Annotated in this window: 13 protein-coding genes and 1 tRNA gene; 5 read left to right on the top strand and 9 right to left on the bottom strand. The window is 64.9% G+C overall.

Annotated elements, in window-relative coordinates:
* Positions 1–33: 33 nt before the first annotated feature.
* The 3 genes from P8R33_RS12445 to P8R33_RS12435 are packed head-to-tail and all read right to left on the bottom strand — an operon-like array spanning position 34 to position 3,019.
* Positions 34–486 carry a MaoC family dehydratase gene (locus tag P8R33_RS12445; RefSeq protein ID WP_278329283.1) on the bottom strand — a complete coding sequence of 151 codons (453 nt, stop codon included), beginning with the start codon at positions 484–486 and terminating at the stop codon, positions 34–36.
* A complete protein-coding gene (locus tag P8R33_RS12440) occupies positions 486–1,904 on the bottom strand; it encodes an aldehyde dehydrogenase family protein (protein WP_278329282.1) in 1,419 nt (472 codons plus the stop codon). The genes P8R33_RS12445 and P8R33_RS12440 overlap by 1 nt, the downstream gene beginning before the upstream one ends.
* 26 nt (positions 1,905–1,930) lie before the next feature.
* On the bottom strand, positions 1,931–3,019 hold the full coding sequence (locus P8R33_RS12435; protein ID WP_278329281.1) for a CaiB/BaiF CoA transferase family protein: 1,089 nt from the start codon (positions 3,017–3,019) through the stop codon (positions 1,931–1,933).
* 118 nt (positions 3,020–3,137) lie between these two features.
* Here P8R33_RS12435 and P8R33_RS12430 point away from each other — a divergent pair, with 118 nt between their 5' ends.
* Positions 3,138–3,923 (top strand): enoyl-CoA hydratase-related protein, encoded by a 786-nt coding sequence (locus P8R33_RS12430; protein WP_278329280.1) that lies wholly within the window; start codon positions 3,138–3,140, stop codon positions 3,921–3,923.
* A gap of 7 nt (positions 3,924–3,930) precedes the next feature.
* Here P8R33_RS12430 and P8R33_RS12425 read toward each other — a convergent pair whose 3' ends face one another.
* From P8R33_RS12425 to ftsE, 4 genes are read right to left on the bottom strand one after another with little or no spacing between them, the layout of a single operon-like run.
* Positions 3,931–4,611, bottom strand: a complete 681-nt coding sequence (locus tag P8R33_RS12425) for a lysophospholipid acyltransferase family protein (protein WP_278329279.1) — start codon at positions 4,609–4,611, stop codon at positions 3,931–3,933.
* 7 nt (positions 4,612–4,618) lie between these two features.
* Entirely contained in the window at positions 4,619–5,149 is a 531-nt protein-coding gene (locus P8R33_RS12420; RefSeq protein WP_278329278.1) for a YdcF family protein, read from the bottom strand.
* The gene (locus P8R33_RS12415; protein ID WP_278329277.1) at positions 5,146–6,078 is read right to left on the bottom strand and encodes a cell division protein FtsX; all 933 of its coding nucleotides are present in this window, start codon (positions 6,076–6,078) and stop codon (positions 5,146–5,148) included. Before P8R33_RS12415 ends, P8R33_RS12420 begins: the two co-directional genes overlap by 4 nt.
* Positions 6,075–6,800, bottom strand: coding sequence for a cell division ATP-binding protein FtsE (gene ftsE, locus P8R33_RS12410; protein WP_278329276.1), 726 nt, complete (start codon positions 6,798–6,800; stop codon positions 6,075–6,077). Before ftsE ends, P8R33_RS12415 begins: the two co-directional genes overlap by 4 nt.
* Before the next feature lie 156 nt (positions 6,801–6,956).
* Here ftsE and P8R33_RS12405 point away from each other — a divergent pair, with 156 nt between their 5' ends.
* A complete protein-coding gene (locus tag P8R33_RS12405) occupies positions 6,957–7,835 on the top strand; it encodes an MJ0042-type zinc finger domain-containing protein (protein WP_278329275.1) in 879 nt (292 codons plus the stop codon).
* A gap of 111 nt (positions 7,836–7,946) precedes the next feature.
* Positions 7,947–8,034 (top strand) — tRNA-Leu (locus P8R33_RS12400).
* A 26-nt stretch (positions 8,035–8,060) separates the two neighbouring features.
* On the opposite strand, the gene P8R33_RS12395 is transcribed toward P8R33_RS12400, so the two are convergent.
* Both P8R33_RS12395 and P8R33_RS12390 read right to left on the bottom strand, forming a co-directional pair.
* The gene (locus P8R33_RS12395) at positions 8,061–9,404 is read right to left on the bottom strand and encodes a patatin-like phospholipase family protein (RefSeq protein WP_278329274.1); all 1,344 of its coding nucleotides are present in this window, start codon (positions 9,402–9,404) and stop codon (positions 8,061–8,063) included.
* A gap of 59 nt (positions 9,405–9,463) precedes the next feature.
* Positions 9,464–12,244 (bottom strand): phosphoenolpyruvate carboxylase, encoded by a 2,781-nt coding sequence (locus tag P8R33_RS12390; RefSeq protein WP_278329273.1) that lies wholly within the window; start codon positions 12,242–12,244, stop codon positions 9,464–9,466.
* 193 nt (positions 12,245–12,437) lie between these two features.
* Here P8R33_RS12390 and mtnP point away from each other — a divergent pair, with 193 nt between their 5' ends.
* On the top strand, positions 12,438–13,310 hold the full coding sequence (gene mtnP, locus P8R33_RS12385; protein ID WP_278329272.1) for an S-methyl-5'-thioadenosine phosphorylase: 873 nt from the start codon (positions 12,438–12,440) through the stop codon (positions 13,308–13,310).
* Positions 13,307–14,815, top strand: a complete 1,509-nt coding sequence (glpD, locus tag P8R33_RS12380) for a glycerol-3-phosphate dehydrogenase (RefSeq protein WP_278329271.1) — start codon at positions 13,307–13,309, stop codon at positions 14,813–14,815. The genes mtnP and glpD overlap by 4 nt, the downstream gene beginning before the upstream one ends.
* The last annotated feature ends 31 nt before the right edge of the window (positions 14,816–14,846 follow it).

Here is a 14,846-nt window from a genome sequence, read left to right as displayed (position 1 = left end):
CTCAACGTGCGAGAAGCGAAAAAGTGTTCGCTGTCAGGCAGCTGCGGACTTCAGCAACGCCGAACGCTCGCACCGGCAGACGACCTCGCCGCGCTGGTTGATCGCCTCATGCACGAAAGTGACGATGCCCGATCCGGGGCGCGACTTGCTTTCGCGCAGGCCGATCACCTCGCTCGTCGCATGCAGGGTATCGCCGATGAACACGGGTTTGGGCATCACCAGCTTGTCGTAACCGAGATTGGCGACCAGCGTGCCGAGTGTGGTGTCCCCCACGGACAGCCCCACCATCAGCGAGAATGTGAAGGTGCCGTTGACGAGGATCTGGCCGAACTCGCTGTCCTTCGCCGCTTCGGCATCGAGATGCAACGGCTGCGGATTGTGAGTCATGGTGGTGAAGAGCAGATTATCCGTCTCGGTGACGGTGCGCCGAATCTCGTGCTCGATCCGGTCGCCGACCTGCCATTCGTCGAAATGCCGGCCCGCCATCAGCTATGCCCCATCACGGCTTTCACTTCGAGGAAATCGTGGAAGCCCCACTCGCCCCATTCGCGGCCGTTGCCCGACTTCTTGTAGCCGCCGAAAGCCGCATTCATGTCGTAGCCGCCATTGATCGCCACCCGGCCGGCGCGGATGCGCTTGGCGAGGCTGCGGGCCTGTTCGATGTCCTCGCCCGTAATCGCGCTGGCGAGGCCGTATTCGGTGTCGTTGGCGATCCGGATCGCGTCGTCGTAATCCTTATAGCCGATGATGGTCAGCACGGGTCCGAAGATTTCCTCGCGGGCGATAGTCATGTCGTTATCGACATCGGCGAACACGGTCGGCTTGACGTAGTGGCCGGTCTCCAGCCCCTCGGGCTTGCCGGGGCCGCCTGCGACCAGCGTGGCGCCTTCCTCGATGCCTTTCTCGATCAGGCCCTGAATTTTGTCCCACTGCGTGCGGCTGACGACCGGGCCGATAGCGGCATTGCCTTTCGGATCGCCGGGCACCACGCCCTCGGCGGCTTCCTTTGCGGCGGCCTTGGCTTCTTCCATGCGCGCATGCGGCACCAACATGCGGCTGGGGGCGGTGCAGGTCTGGCCCGAATTGCCCATCATGCCGACGGTCCCCTTGGCCACCGACTTGGCAAAAGCGCTGTCGTCGAGCACGATGTTCGGGCTCTTGCCGCCCAGTTCCTGCGCGACGCGCTTCACCGTGTCGGCCGCGTTCTTGGCAATCAGCACACCCGCGCGGGTCGAGCCGGTGAAGCTGACCATGTCGATATCGGGATGGCCGCTGATGGCCTCGCCCACACCCGGCCCGTCGCCGTTGACGAGGTTGAAAACGCCTGCCGGAACGCCGGCCGCATCCATGATCTCGGCAAAGATATAGGCGTTGAACGGCGCGATCTCGCTCGGCTTGAGCACCATGGTGTTGCCGGTCGCCAGCGCGGGGAAGACCTTGCAGGCGATCTGGTTGAGCGGCCAGTTCCACGGCGTGATCATGCCGACCACGCCGATCGGTTCCCAGACGTGGAGGGTCGGACCATCCTGCCGCTCGAACGCAAACCCTTCGAGCACTTCAATAGCCTTGGCGCAGTGCCCGGCGAGCAGGCCGACATGCGGTCCGTTGGCGAGGCTCATCGGTGCACCCATTTCGTCGCTGACCGCTGTCGCGAGCTCTTCCTTGCGGTTCTCGATTTCGGCCTGGATCGCGCGCAGCAGCGTCAGGCGCTCTTCCTTGCTCGTCTGCGAGAAGCTTTCGAACGCTCGGCGTGCCGCGGCGACGGCCTTGTCGACATCGGCCTTGGTGCCGAAGCTGATGTGGCCGATGGTTTCCTCGGTCGCCGGGTTCTCGACCGGCTGGGGGTTCTCGGTGACCGGGTTGACCCACTGGCCGTCGATGTAGAACTTGGTGCAGTCGCGCATGGGTATCTCCTCTATGCGCGCAGCCACTAGCTCCCTTCGCGCCAGCGCGCCACCACCTCTTCGCCGTCTTCCGCCGCATCGCGGATGGTGTTCGGCGTCCGGTCGAAACGCGGCGCGGGCGCCGTGTGCCAGCGGCCGCCATGTTCGACATAGGCCTCGCGCGCCTTCATGTGCGGATGCTCGCGCGCCTCGTCCATCGGCACGACCGGGGCGAAGCAGGCATCGGTGCCTTCGAGCAGCTCGACCCATTCGGCCTGCGTCTTCGTCTTGAACATCGCGGCAAGGTCTTCAGCGTAGTCGTCCCAATTCGCCGGGTTCATCTGCCCATCGCGCAACTTCTCCGGCGCATCGGCGCGCTGGAGCAGCTCGGCATAGAATTGCGGTTCGATCGCGCCGACGCTGATCTCTTTGCCGTCCGCACATTCGTAGCAACGATAGAAATGGGCCGCACCGCCGAGCAGGCCGGTGCCGCGCTCGGTCGTGCGGATCGAACTTGGCGGCTGGCCGAAGAAGAAGCTCATCAGGCTGGTCACGCCGTCGACGATCGCCGCGTCGACCACCTGCCCCTTCCCGCTACGTTCACGTTCGTAGAGCGCGGCGAGAATGCCCAGCGCGCAATACATCGAGCCGCCACCGAAATCGCCGACCAGATTCTGCGGCGGGATCGGCAAATCGCCCTTCTTGCCGATAGCATCGAGCGCGCCGGTGATGGCGATATAATTGAGATCGTGCCCAGCGGCCTGCGCCAGCGGCCCCTCCTGCCCCCAACCGGTCATGCGGCCATAGACGAGGCGCGGGTTGGCTTGGAGCAGCTCGTCGGGACCGAGGCCAAGGCGCTCCATCACGCCCGGACGAAATCCCTCGATCAGCACGTCGGCCTTGGCCAACGCATCGCGGCAGAATTGCTTGCCCTCATCGCTTTTCAAATCAACGGCGACGCGGTGCCGGGCGCGTTCGACCACCGGGTTCATCGGCTGGTAGCCCTGCCGCTCGATCCGCACGACCTCGGCCCCCATGTCGGCGAGTAGCATGGCGACATGCGGGCCCGGCCCGATTCCTTGGAATTCGACGACCTTGAGGCCGGTGAGCGGGCCGTGGCTGGCGGTATCGGTCATAAGCGTATCTCTCCTCTCGCGTTGCGGCCTGCATGCCAAGCTGCGCGATGGGTTGCAATTACGAACGCGATTGCGCAGACCGCAAAACCGCAACGAAAGAGACGAGAGAGGCCGACCAATGAGCGATTACCAGACGATCAAGACCGAAAAGACCGGCAATGTCCTCAAGGTCACGCTCAACCGGCCGGAACGCCTTAACGCCTGCCCGCCCGAAATGGCGGACGAGATTTTCGACGCGGTCCGCAATCTGGACGATGCCCGCGCAGTATTGCTGACCGGCGAAGGCCGCGCCTTCTGTTCGGGTGCCGACCTGTCTGCGCGCGGTGAGCGTTCGGTGACGGGCGGCGAAGGCGCATTCCGCTCGCTGACCCAGCATTACAACCCGATGGTGCAGACACTCGCCAGCCTGCCGGTGCCGGTGGTCTCGGCCGTGCAGGGTCCTGCCGCAGGTGTCGGCTGCTCGATTGCGCTGGCGGCCGATTTCGTGCTGGCGGGCAAAAGCGGCTACTTCCTGCAGGCCTTCGTCAATATCGGCCTGGTGCCCGACGGCGGATCGAGCTGGATGCTCCCCCGCCTCGTCGGCACGGCGCAGGCCACGCGGATGATGATGCTGGGCGAGAAGATCCACGGCGAGGAAGCAGAGCGGATCGGCCTGATCTACAAATGCGTCGAGGACGATGCGCTGATGGACGAGGCCAATGCACTGGTCGAAAGGCTGGCCAATGGCCCCACCGTAGCGCTCGGCCTGATGAAGCAGACCTTGCGCGACGGGCTGCAGTCCGACTTCGGCAGCACGCTGCGCGCCGAAGCCGAGACACAGAAAATTGCCGGCGGCACGAAGGACGCGATGGAGGGTGGCATGGCCTTCCTGCAGAAGCGCAAGGCCGAATTTACCGGGACCTGAGCCGCGTTCAGTTCAGCGCGTTGATGGCTTCCCGCACGCGGACTTCGATCTCGTCTCGCGGGAGACCCGGCGGGATCGGCTCGCCGAAACGATAGGTGATCCGGCCCGGCTTTTTCAGGCCGCGGTGATAGACCGGCCCGCTGTCGACCGCCACCGGTACGACCGGCAGACCGAGCATCTTGTAAAGCCCCGCGAAGCCCGACTGGAGTGGTCTGGTTTCGCCATGCGGCACGCGGGTGCCTTCGGGAAAGATGACCAGCGGCCGCCCGTCCGCCACCAGCGCCTTGGCCGAGCGGATCATCTGCATCAGAGCCCGCGCGCCGGCATTGCGCTGCACGGGGACCAGTCCGAACGCAGCGGCAGCGCGACCCCATAGGGGAATTCGAAACAGCTCTTCCTTGGCGAATACGCTCGGCGTGTCGAAGAGTGCGGGCGCATCGATCGCCTCGAAAAAGCTCTCGTGCTTGACCGCGTAGAGCACCGGCTCGTCGAGCGGGCCGCTCCCTTCGATCACGATCTCGCAGCCAAGCAGGTGCGTCAGGCACCAACGCTGCCAATTCGACCACATGCGTACGAAATAGCGAAAGCGCTCAACACTGAACGGCAGGGCGATCAGCGACGCCGACGTAATCAACAGCGAGCCGAGATAGAAGGCCGGGTAGAAAGCGAAATTGCGCAAGTATCGCATGGCGGCGTCAGACGGGTAGGCCTTGCGAGACCGCCGCCGCGATCAGCTTGTTGTATTCGAGGAACAGCGTTGCGAGTTCGGGCGACGAAACCACCGCATCCTTCTCGATCACCGTGCCCTCCGGCAGCGCTCCGCTGAATTCGTTTGCCGCGCGGGCCATGTGCCAGTCGGTCGTAACCAGGCGGACGGACGAAAAGTCGTGCTCCTTGAGCCACTCCGCCGCCTCCCCCGCATTGCTGCGCGTATCGACCGCAAGGCGGCCCAGCGTCACGCAGCAATCCATCGTTCTCGACGACACGTCGAATTCGGCGGCGAACTCTTCCGTTGTCACCTCGGGATCGACACCGGATACGAACAGTTCCTTGGCCAGGCCCCGATCGACGATATCGAGACCGCGCGCAATCCGCCCGGGACCGCCGGTCGGAACGATTACCGCGTCGGTCGGCTCACCGGCAAGCGGCTTGGGCAGCGTCATCGCGAAGCCGAGGAAACCGAAAGCATAGACAAGCAGTATGGCAGCGACGAAACGCAGGATCACAGCATTTTCCTGAGGGACGAGAGGACGGTCATGCGCGCCGTGTAGACGGCAATCGCGATGGCGAAAAGCGGAACCAGCGCGAGCAGCATCCAGTCGAGCCTCTCGAGCCCGCCACCCGCGACGAGACCGGAATCGAGTACCGCGAATTGTGCTCCCATAAGCAGCACGGCCGCAAATCCGGCCAACAGGCCAAGCAGCCCGCCGACCAGCGCATCGAGCAGGATGGAGCGCTGGAAGATGCGCGCGATCTGGTCGTCGTTTCCGCCGAGCAGATGGACGATCTCGATCGTGTCGCGATTGGAGCCGAGCGCATTGCGCGCTGCCAGCCAGACGGCGGCGGCACCGGTGAAGGCAAGAAGGGTGATGAGGCCGAACGCCATCCAGCGCAAGGCGGAGAGGGCGCCGAGCACCGGTGCAAGCCAGTCCGACTGGGCATCGATCCGCGCGTCAGGTGCGGCCTCTGCCAACCGATCGGCGAGCCGGGCCAGTTCCGTTTCGCTCGAACCGTCGCGCAAACGCAACTCGATCAAAGCCGGTATCGGGAGGGCATCGTCCTCGGCCCCGGCACCAAGCCACGGTTCGAGCAATGCCTCCACCTCATCTTCAGGCAGGACAGCGACGCTCACGACGACCGGATCGGAAGCAAGGATATCGCGCGCGGCCTCCGCTTGCGCGCTACGCGTGCGGGGATCGGGGTCGACGATCTGCACTGTCGCGCTACCGGCCAGATCCCCGCTCGCCCGCGCGACGAGATTGGACAGGGCCAGCCCGCCCGCCGTCGCGAGCACCGTGATGGCGACCATGATCGCGATCACCCAAGGCATCGGCCCACCCAACCGGGCGCGCGGCAGAAGATGTGCCGCTCGCTTCCCGCGGAAGGGCGACAGGCCGCGCTCGACTGCGCGCGTGACGACGGGAGGGCGCTTCATCGCCCGGCCTCGACCCGTCGGGGCGGATAGCGCAAGGCACCGGTCGGGTCGGCGAGCGTCCCCTTGTCGAGCCGCATGATGAGCGAATCCGGCACTTTGCGGATCAGGTGAACGTCGTGCGTTGCAACCACCACCGTCGTACCCAGGCGATTGAGCGCTTCGAAGAGACGGATCAGCTTCAGCGCCATTTCGGGATCGACGTTACCCGTAGGCTCGTCGGCCACCAGCATGTCGGGGCGACCGATGACCGCGCGGGCAATCGCCACCCGCTGTTGCTCGCCGCCAGACAGCGTCGCCGGACGCGCCTCGGCGCGGTGGCCCAGCCCGACCCACTCGAGCATGTCGGTGACCGGCCCCTGCAGATCGGCTTCGCGCACGCCCGACACGCGCAGCGGCAGCGCGATATTGTCGAAAGCGCTCAAGTGATCGACCAGCCGGAAATCCTGGAATACCACGCCCATGCGCCTGCGATAGGCGGGCAGCCGCTCGCGCGGGAGGGTGATGACATCCGTGCCGAACATGCGGATCGCCCCGCGCGACGGGCGCTGCGCCAGATAGAGCAGCTTGAGCAGCGAGGTCTTGCCCGCCCCGCTCGCCCCGGTGAGGAAGTAAAACCGGCCCGGAAACAGGGTGAAGGAAATGTTCGAGAGGATTTCGCGATCGGTGCCGTAGCGCAGGCCGACATTGTCGAACTGCACGATCTCGCTTTCCGGCACGCTCACGCGCGTTCGGCCCGGATCGAGGGAGGATTGATGGCGCCGTTCATCGTCGCCAAGGCCTATAACCGCGCATCGATGTGGAAAAAAGCCGCCCTGCGCGGTTGCGAACAGGCATCTCGCTTGTCGTGATTCGCCTGCCGCCCTAAGCAGGTATTCACCATGATCATCGCCTGTCCCGCCTGTTCGACCCGATATGTGGTGCCCGATAGCGCCATCGGGATCGAAGGCCGGACGGTGCGCTGCGCGAAATGCAAGCACAGCTGGTACCAGGACGGACCCGATGCAGAGCAGATCGCAGCGGCCGCTGCGGTGCCTGCGCCGCCTCCCCCTGCTGCCGCCACGCCAACTCCGGCTCCGGCTCCGAAACCGGCCCCCGAACCCGCGCCTGTCCCCCAGCCGGCCACCACGAATGCGGACGCATCAGCCACCGCCTCGGACGTCAGCTATGGCGGTGCCGACCCTGCTGCCGAGGAACAGCGCGACGGGCCGGATTTCGACGAGGCGGAACCACCCTATGGTGAGGTGCAGGACGATTTGCCGCCCGCGCCCGAACCCGAAGATACGGACGACAGCGCGTCCAGCTTCGACCATGCCCCGCCGTTCCGCCCGCGCCGCAACATCACCAAGATGTGGACGATCGCCGCGGCGGTCTTCGCTTTGCTGGCGGTAGGCACGATCCTCACGGTGAATTACGTCGGCCTGCCGGATTGGGTGCCGGTGTCGAAGCCGCTGTTCGGGCAGGCGCAGCCTGATCTCGAACTGTCCTTTCCGGTCGAGGAGCAGGAGCGGCGCACGCTGCCCAACGGGACGGAATTTTTCGGTGCGAAGATCGTGGTGAGCAACACTGCGCGCGAAAGCCGCAATGTACCGCCGATCCTTATCGTGCTGCTCGACCAGCGGGAGCGGCAGGTTTACAGCTGGGTCGTCAACCCGCCGCAGCCGACGCTGGCTCCGGGCGAGGAAATGACCATCAACGAAGCCGTGACCGACGTGCCGAAATCGGCCGTATTCGCGGATATCGGCTGGGCCCCGCGTTAGCCGGGCCGAACCACTCACAAACATGCTTGCGAGGGCGTGGCGGCGCTGCTAGTGGCGCGCTTCTACCGGCGGGACGGCGTGCGATTCACGCGCTCTCGATGCAGACTGTGTGCGGTCGTGGCGGAACTGGTAGACGCGCAACGTTGAGGTCGTTGTGGGTGAATAACCCGTGGAAGTTCGAGTCTTCTCGACCGCACCAACAGTCTTTGTCCGGACATCCTATCCTTACGTCTCGAGCCTGCTGAGCTCCCACCAGGGGCCGTCCTTGCGATCCGCCTTGAACCGGCCGAGGTCGCGTAGCCGCGCCATGAAAGCGGGCTTGAACATCTCGTCGTCCTTGAAGTTCTCGCCGACCGTGCTCGGGAAGGTATCGTACATATCGGCCGTGGTCAGCAGGATCTCGCCATAGGGATTGCCAAGGCGCAGCGCAGCGATCGCGCCGATCTCGCTTTCGTTGACGAGCAGGTCGTACCCGCGCTGGCCATTCTTGAGCGGGCCGGACTTGCGGTTAAGCTCGGGCGCAGGCTTGCGCACCGTTGGCCCGTTGCGGACGACGTAGACCTTGGGCGCGGTCTTGCGATATTCCGCTGCAAAGCTCTCTTGCGATATGGTCGAAGCCTTGGTCACTCCATGCGACGCCATTTCCTTGCGCACCTGCCGATCGACGATAGCCATGGTACGGTCGAAGAAGACCGATCGCCGCACACCGCCGTCATAGAGCGACACTGCCTTGCCATCCGATCCGGCCACCCTCAGCTGCTGGTGGAAGACCGGCATGGCCGACGATGCCATGGTGGCCGCCGCCAGCGCCTCCGCCGCTTTCTCCAGGCTCGGCGCCTTGTTCACCAGTTCGCGCAAATCGGCGTAGCGGAAGCTGCCGTCGTCGGCTTCGACGAAGCCCGCATAACCCGCGATGCTGGACTTTCCGATGGCCTCGACGAGTTTGCAATCGCCGCCCGGACACAGTGCCTCGATGATCCGCTTGCGCAGTGGCGCAGTGCCTGCGGCCGAGCCGAAGAACGGGACCAGCGCGAGGCCCGTATGGCGCACGACCTCGCTCTCCTTCTCTGGCGAATAGCCCCACACCAGCCGGTCGAGCGCATGGCGACGCATTACGGGGCTCTGCTTCGGATCGAGGGCCACCATCAGCATCAGCGCCTGCAGCGAACCGGTCGATATTCCGGTGATGACGCCGATCCCTTCCAGCCCCAGTTCCTTGGGACCGCTCTGTTCGCTCAACCGCTTGAACAACCCCGCGCCGAAAGCGCCCCACTGGCCGCCGCCCGAGAGCAAGAGCACGTTGCACTCCGGCGCCTCGGCCTCGACATGGCATTCCACCGCTTCCTTGATGGAACAGCTCATCGGATCGTCGAGCTTGCATTCCAGCGCCGCAGTCGCGTCGCGCTGGACATCTCGGATGATGGGGCCGGGATCGCCGTCCATCACATGGGTGTAAAAGCCGTCGATCTCGAAGGTCAGCGCACCCCGCCGCACGATCCTGAACGCAATCGCAAGAATAACTGCGACGCTCAGTAGCACTGCGCCAATGCAAATAAGAATATCGATCACGATCCGGTCCCCCACCCGATGGATTTCGGGTAGGATAGGCCAAACCGCTGGCGAATCAATCAGCCGTGCGCGCCGAACTCATTGGCGATGCAGGTCGAAATACGCAGGCACAGCGCATAGGCATCGTCGATCGGGTCGATATAGCGCTCGCGAATATCGGCATAGCCTTCGCCCTGTCCGCGCGGATACTCGCCTTCCTCATCCATCGAGAAATCGTCCTTGCGCGGGAAGCTGACCGGATAAGCACGCCGCAACTGCGCCAGCGCATCGTCGATGCGGAGCGAGAAGACCATTTCCAGCACGTCGGTGCGGCTGATGTCGTTCGCCCGGCTGAAGGCAGGGACCGAGACCGCTTTCAGGAACATATGCTGGAGCAGTGCGAGGCGCACCGCCTGAAGCACACCGATGATCCGGCGCACATTCTCGCGATCGGGATGCGGCTCTTCATCGGGCACGAGTTCGAACAAACGATGGAGCTTGAGCGCATCGACGCGCAGGCGCGAGGCGAGGCGGCGGAAGACTCCGTTGCGATCGTCCGAAATGAGATATTCCGCCAGCGCCTCGCAGGCTTCGCCAAGGTGATCTTCGGTCCCGCGATAGGGCCGGCTCGCCCAATAGGCGGAATTGAACAGCTCGCCATAGGCAGCCACGGTCTTGATGCTGGCGAGCGAATTGGAGGCGCGGACCAGCCGCATGATTTGCCGCCCACGCGCGCTTTCGTTGAGCAGCGTGGCGATGTCCTCGATATTTCCTTCCGCCGCGCTGCCGATGCCGGCGATGATATTCACCGGATAGCCGAGCTGCTGGAGGATCGAATTGTGAGGGATCGCGCGGATCTGTCGTAGGCTCATCTCGCGATCGGCAGAGAGGTCCGACTGGCGGCGCGAGACGCGGCTGCCGGTCTTGTTCAGTAGGCCGAGGCCGAAGGCCGTCACCGCGCGGCTGTAGGTCCGGCTTTCCAAGTGGTCGCGCTGGTGTTCCTTGATCGCGCGATAGAAATCGAGGCTGAGGTCGGTGCGCCGATAGAAAGGATCGGTCGGCACCTGCGCATCGGTGTGCGCGGGCGTGTGCTCGACGATCTTGGTAAGCGTCGCCAAAGCCAGCTCGGGCGTGGCGAAGAACAGATAACCATCGCCGCCCTGGAAGCTGGCCTCCGGCTCCAACCGGATGCCGGCGCGTGCAAAGCGGCGCTGTGACCAAGACGACAGCGGCCATTCGATACGATCCTCGAAGCTGGAGGGATGCGCGCCGCGGCCCATTCCCTCGCCGTGAGTATCGAAGATCAGCGCGGCAACATCGGTCAGCCCGTTGTTCTCCATCGCCTGCGCCAGGCGGCCTTGCAGGCGCTCGATCGCGAGGCTGGCCGGGATCTGGCCGACGAAGCGTCCGGCATCGGAGAAGCCGGTCTGGATGGCAATCCGGCCACGGCGATTGGCGTATGTCCGATATTCGTCCTCGGCCAGCAGCGCGTCGAGGAAGCGGCCGCCATGCTCCAGCGCAGTCTCGGTTTCGAACAGCGGCGAGACGTCGACCTTGTCCTCGATCCCGAACAATTTGGCGAAATAGAGCGCGGCAAGGACGGTCGCGGGCTGTTCGCACTCGGCGACCAGCATGCGGATCGGCGCATCGGCGTCGATATGCTTGAGGATCTGCGTCATCACGAGGAATTGCCGCACGGCAGTCGAGCTTTCGACCGCGAGGCTGGCGAAGTTCGCGCTGGCGGGCTCCACATTGGCGATCAGCTCGCGCAGTGCAGCCAGCGCACCGCGACTGCCGAGATCGATGTCCGCCGCATCCCCCAGCCGGGTGCGGATCGCATTATGGAGTTGCTTGGCGTTCACGCGGAAGTGGATCCAACCCATGCCGAGGCCGTCGGCGCGCATCGCGGCAGTGAGGGTCCGCAGGGCGATGGCTTTTTCCGCGGTGGAGGATGCCGCCTCGCCTTCAAGCTGCGCGATGGTCTGGCGCAAGGATAGTAGCTTACCTTCGCCGTCCTCGGTCAGCCGGTTGGCGGCTGCCGACAAGTCGTTTGCGTCCGAAAGGTCTCCCGCGAACTCGTCGGCGCTTGCCCTCGTGCGGGTGGCTGCGGCCCGCAGCGTCCCGAGCAATTCATGGTCGTCGTCGATCGCTTCGAGTTGCGCTGCGTAGCGCTCCAGCCGCTGCGCCTTTTCGGCGAGGCGGAAAGCGATCGAGGTGTACCACTTGATATCCGTCCGCCCGTCCATGTCGTAACCGACCCAGGTGGCGAAGCGGAACGGCAGCGGGGTGAAATCGAACCAGCGGCTTGGCCATTTCTCATGCGCAGTATCCAGCGTCTCGCTCACGATGCGATCGCGCGCGTCCTGCGCATTGGCAATGGCAGACATCGCTCGCTCGTGTTCATAGCGCAGCGTGATCTCGGGCCGCTCGCCGCTCTTGCCGGGCGCGATCCCGCCGCCGTGCGAGGCCGCCTGCGCTACGGCCGCGGACTGGTCGGGCGTCAGCAGGAAGGTCGGATGCGCGGTGAACACCGTTTGCATGTGCGGGTGCTCCCAGAAATTGCGGAATGCGTCGAATTCGCCATCGGCCGAAGTCTGGCGATCAAGCCGTTGCTCTGCGTCCTGCGGCACGACAAGACAGCGCAGCCGCTCCGCCCGCGCATCGAGCGACTTGGCCTCCAGCTCCTCGATCAGCCGGGAAAGCTCCGCAATGCCGATCTCGTCCCGCTCAAGCCGCCGCGACAGGTCGAGCGACAGCTGGAACACGGGATTGAACAGCGGGGTCAGCGCCGTCTGCCGATGAAGCTCCTGCAATCTTTCGCTTAGGCCAGCAAGCGTGATGGCAAGCGTCTGGTCGGGCATTCGGGTGTCCTCCGGCATAAAATCGCGATCCGTTCGGCGGGAATGCGCCGCGCAAGTCAAGGCGAGTGCGCCCCCGTTGTCCATGAATACGCATGCGGCGTGCACTGGTTGCAGGAAGGTCCGCAAGGGGCTGGACAGCGCGGGTGCGAAGCTTCACCGATGCGCGCATGATGCAAGCAATGGAACGACTGGCATGAGCGACTGGACCATCGGAATTATCGGCGGCTCCGGCCTCTATGCGATGGATGCGCTGGAGGATGCGCAGTGGATTTCGGTCAAGTCGCCCTGGGGCGAGCCGTCGGACGAGATCCTGTGCGGCACGATCGGCCATGTTCGCGTCCGCTTCCTGCCGCGGCACGGGCGCGGCCACCGCATCGCGCCTTCGAGCATCAACGCGCGCGCCAATATCGATGCGCTCAAGCGGGCGGGCTGCACCGATATTCTCGCGATCAGCGCGGTCGGTTCGCTGTCCGAAGAGCTGCCGCCCGGCCGCTTCGTGACCGTCGACCAGTTCATCGACAACACCAGGGGCCGCCCCTCGAGCTTCTACGGTGACGGCTTCGTCACCCATGTCAGCATGGCCGAACCGGTGTGCCCGCGCCTGTCGAAGCACGCGCTCAAGGCAGTCGAGAAAGCGGGCGGCGGGTGCAGCGAGGGCGCGACGTACCTCGCGATGGAAGGCCCGCAGTTCTCGAGCCGTGCGGAAAGCAAGCTCTACCGCCACTGGGGCGCCGAGGTTATCGGCATGACCGGCATGCCCGAAGCGAAACTCGCGCGGGAGGCGGAGCTGCCCTACGCCCTGCTTGCCATGGTGACGGATTACGACAGCTGGCGCGACGATGCGGAAAGCGTCGATGTCGCGGAGATCGTCAAGCAGATGAACGCTAATGCCGCCATCGCGCGCAAGGCGGTCGAAATCTTCTGCAAGGGCCTGCCAAAGAAGCGCAATCCTTCGCCCATCGACCAGGCGCTCGCCGACGCGGTGATTACCGCGCCGGACAAACACGACAGGGCGCTGGTCGCCAAGCTGGACGCGGTGGCAGGCCGCCTGCTGGGCAGGGGATGAGCCAGGCTTACGACCTACTGGTCGTCGGCGGCGGCATCAATGGCGCAGGCATTGCGCGCGATGCGGCGGGTCGCGGCATGCGCGCGCTGCTAGTGGAGAAGGACGACCTTGCTTCCCACACCTCTTCCGCCAGCACCAAACTGGTACATGGCGGCCTGCGCTATCTCGAGATGTACGAATTCCGGCTGGTGGCGGAATCCCTGCGCGAGCGGGAAGTGCTACTGCGTGCCGCGCCGCATATCATCTGGCCGCTGCGCTTCGTCATGCCGCACGAGCCGAGCATGCGCCCGCGCTGGATGCTGCGCGCCGGCCTGTTTCTCTACGACCACATTGGCGGGCGGATGAGCTTGCCGGGAAGCAAGGCGGTCGACCTTACCGTGCCACCGCACCGCGGCGTGCTGCAGGATCGCCTGAATAAGGGTTTCGAATATTCCGATTGCTGGGTGGAGGATTCCCGCCTCGTCGTGCTCGCCGCGATGGACGCCGAGGCGCGCGGCGCGACCGTGCTGACCCGGACCGAATGCACCGCGCTGGCGCGCTCGGCGGACGGCTGGCGGGCGACGTTGCAGGCGCCGGGAGGGGACCGCGAGATAGAGGCGCGAGCAGTCGTGAATGCGGCGGGACCTTTCGTGGACCGGCTCGCGAAGGCCGCGCTCGGCAGCGGCACGCCCTCGCACCTGCGGCTGGTCAAGGGCAGCCACATCATCCTGTCGCGGCGCTTCCCGGGCGAGCATGCCTATATCTTCCAGCAGCCAGATGGCCGGATCGTTTTCGCCATTCCCTACGAGCGGGATTTCACGCTGATCGGCACCACCGATCTGCTCTACGAAGGCAATCTCGACGAGGTCCGCATTGCGGCTGAGGAGATCGACTATCTCTGCGAAGCCGCTTCGCGCTATTTCGTGAGCCAGGTGACGCGCGAGGAGATCGTCTCCACCTATTCCGGCGTGCGCCCGCTCTACGAGGACAATGCGGCCAGCAACAGCACGGTCACGCGCGATTACGTCTTCGAGCTGGAGGCCGACGGCGGTGCACCGATCCTGTCGATCTACGGCGGCAAGATCACCACCTTCCGCAAACTGGCCGAGCATGCTCTTGAGAAGCTGGGCGAAGCGATGACCGTTTCCGGCGAGCCATGGACTGCGACTGCATCGTTGCCGGGCGGCGAGTTCGAGGACGGGGATTTCGCCCGCTTCCTCTGGCAATCGAGCGAGCACTACCCCTTCGTGCCGCCGGAGATGCTGCTGCGACTGGCCCGCGCCTATGGGACACGGCTGGCGCAAATCCTGCAAGGTGCCGAAAGCCTCGACGATCTTGGGCAATGCCTCGGCGGAAATCTCTACGAGGCGGAGCTGCGCTACCTCGTGCGCCACGAATTTGCGCGCACCGCCGAAGACGTGCTCTGGCGGCGCAGCAAGCTGGGGCTGCACTTGCCCGCCAATGCGCAGGCACGGGTGGGCGAGTGGATGGCCGCCAACGCTACGGAAACCGCCGACTTCGCTTGAAAGCAAGAGGTTGCAGGTCCAAGTGGGGCGC

The organism is Qipengyuania flavescens (genome assembly GCF_029688735.1).
Classification (GTDB): Bacteria; Pseudomonadota; Alphaproteobacteria; order Sphingomonadales; family Sphingomonadaceae; genus Qipengyuania.
The sequence above is the reverse complement of the archived record's forward strand: the minus strand, read 5'-3'. Positions and strand labels throughout refer to the sequence as shown.

Bases quoted from the DNA above. Each gene is read 5' to 3' on its own strand.
- P8R33_RS12445 (WP_278329283.1), bottom strand. From the start codon at position 486: ATGGCGGGCCGGCATTTCGACGAATGGCAGGTCGGCGACCGGATCGAG.
- P8R33_RS12440 (WP_278329282.1), bottom strand. From the start codon at position 1,904: ATGCGCGACTGCACCAAGTTCTACATCGACGGCCAGTGGGTCAACCCG.
- P8R33_RS12435 (WP_278329281.1), bottom strand. From the start codon at position 3,019: ATGACCGATACCGCCAGCCACGGCCCGCTCACCGGCCTCAAGGTCGTC.
- P8R33_RS12430 (WP_278329280.1), top strand. From the start codon at position 3,138: ATGAGCGATTACCAGACGATCAAGACCGAAAAGACCGGCAATGTCCTC.
- P8R33_RS12425 (WP_278329279.1), bottom strand. From the start codon at position 4,611: ATGCGATACTTGCGCAATTTCGCTTTCTACCCGGCCTTCTATCTCGGC.
- P8R33_RS12415 (WP_278329277.1), bottom strand. From the start codon at position 6,078: ATGAAGCGCCCTCCCGTCGTCACGCGCGCAGTCGAGCGCGGCCTGTCG.
- P8R33_RS12405 (WP_278329275.1), top strand. From the start codon at position 6,957: ATGATCATCGCCTGTCCCGCCTGTTCGACCCGATATGTGGTGCCCGAT.
- P8R33_RS12390 (WP_278329273.1), bottom strand. From the start codon at position 12,244: ATGCCCGACCAGACGCTTGCCATCACGCTTGCTGGCCTAAGCGAAAGA.
- mtnP (WP_278329272.1), top strand. From the start codon at position 12,438: ATGAGCGACTGGACCATCGGAATTATCGGCGGCTCCGGCCTCTATGCG.
- glpD (WP_278329271.1), top strand. From the start codon at position 13,307: ATGAGCCAGGCTTACGACCTACTGGTCGTCGGCGGCGGCATCAATGGC.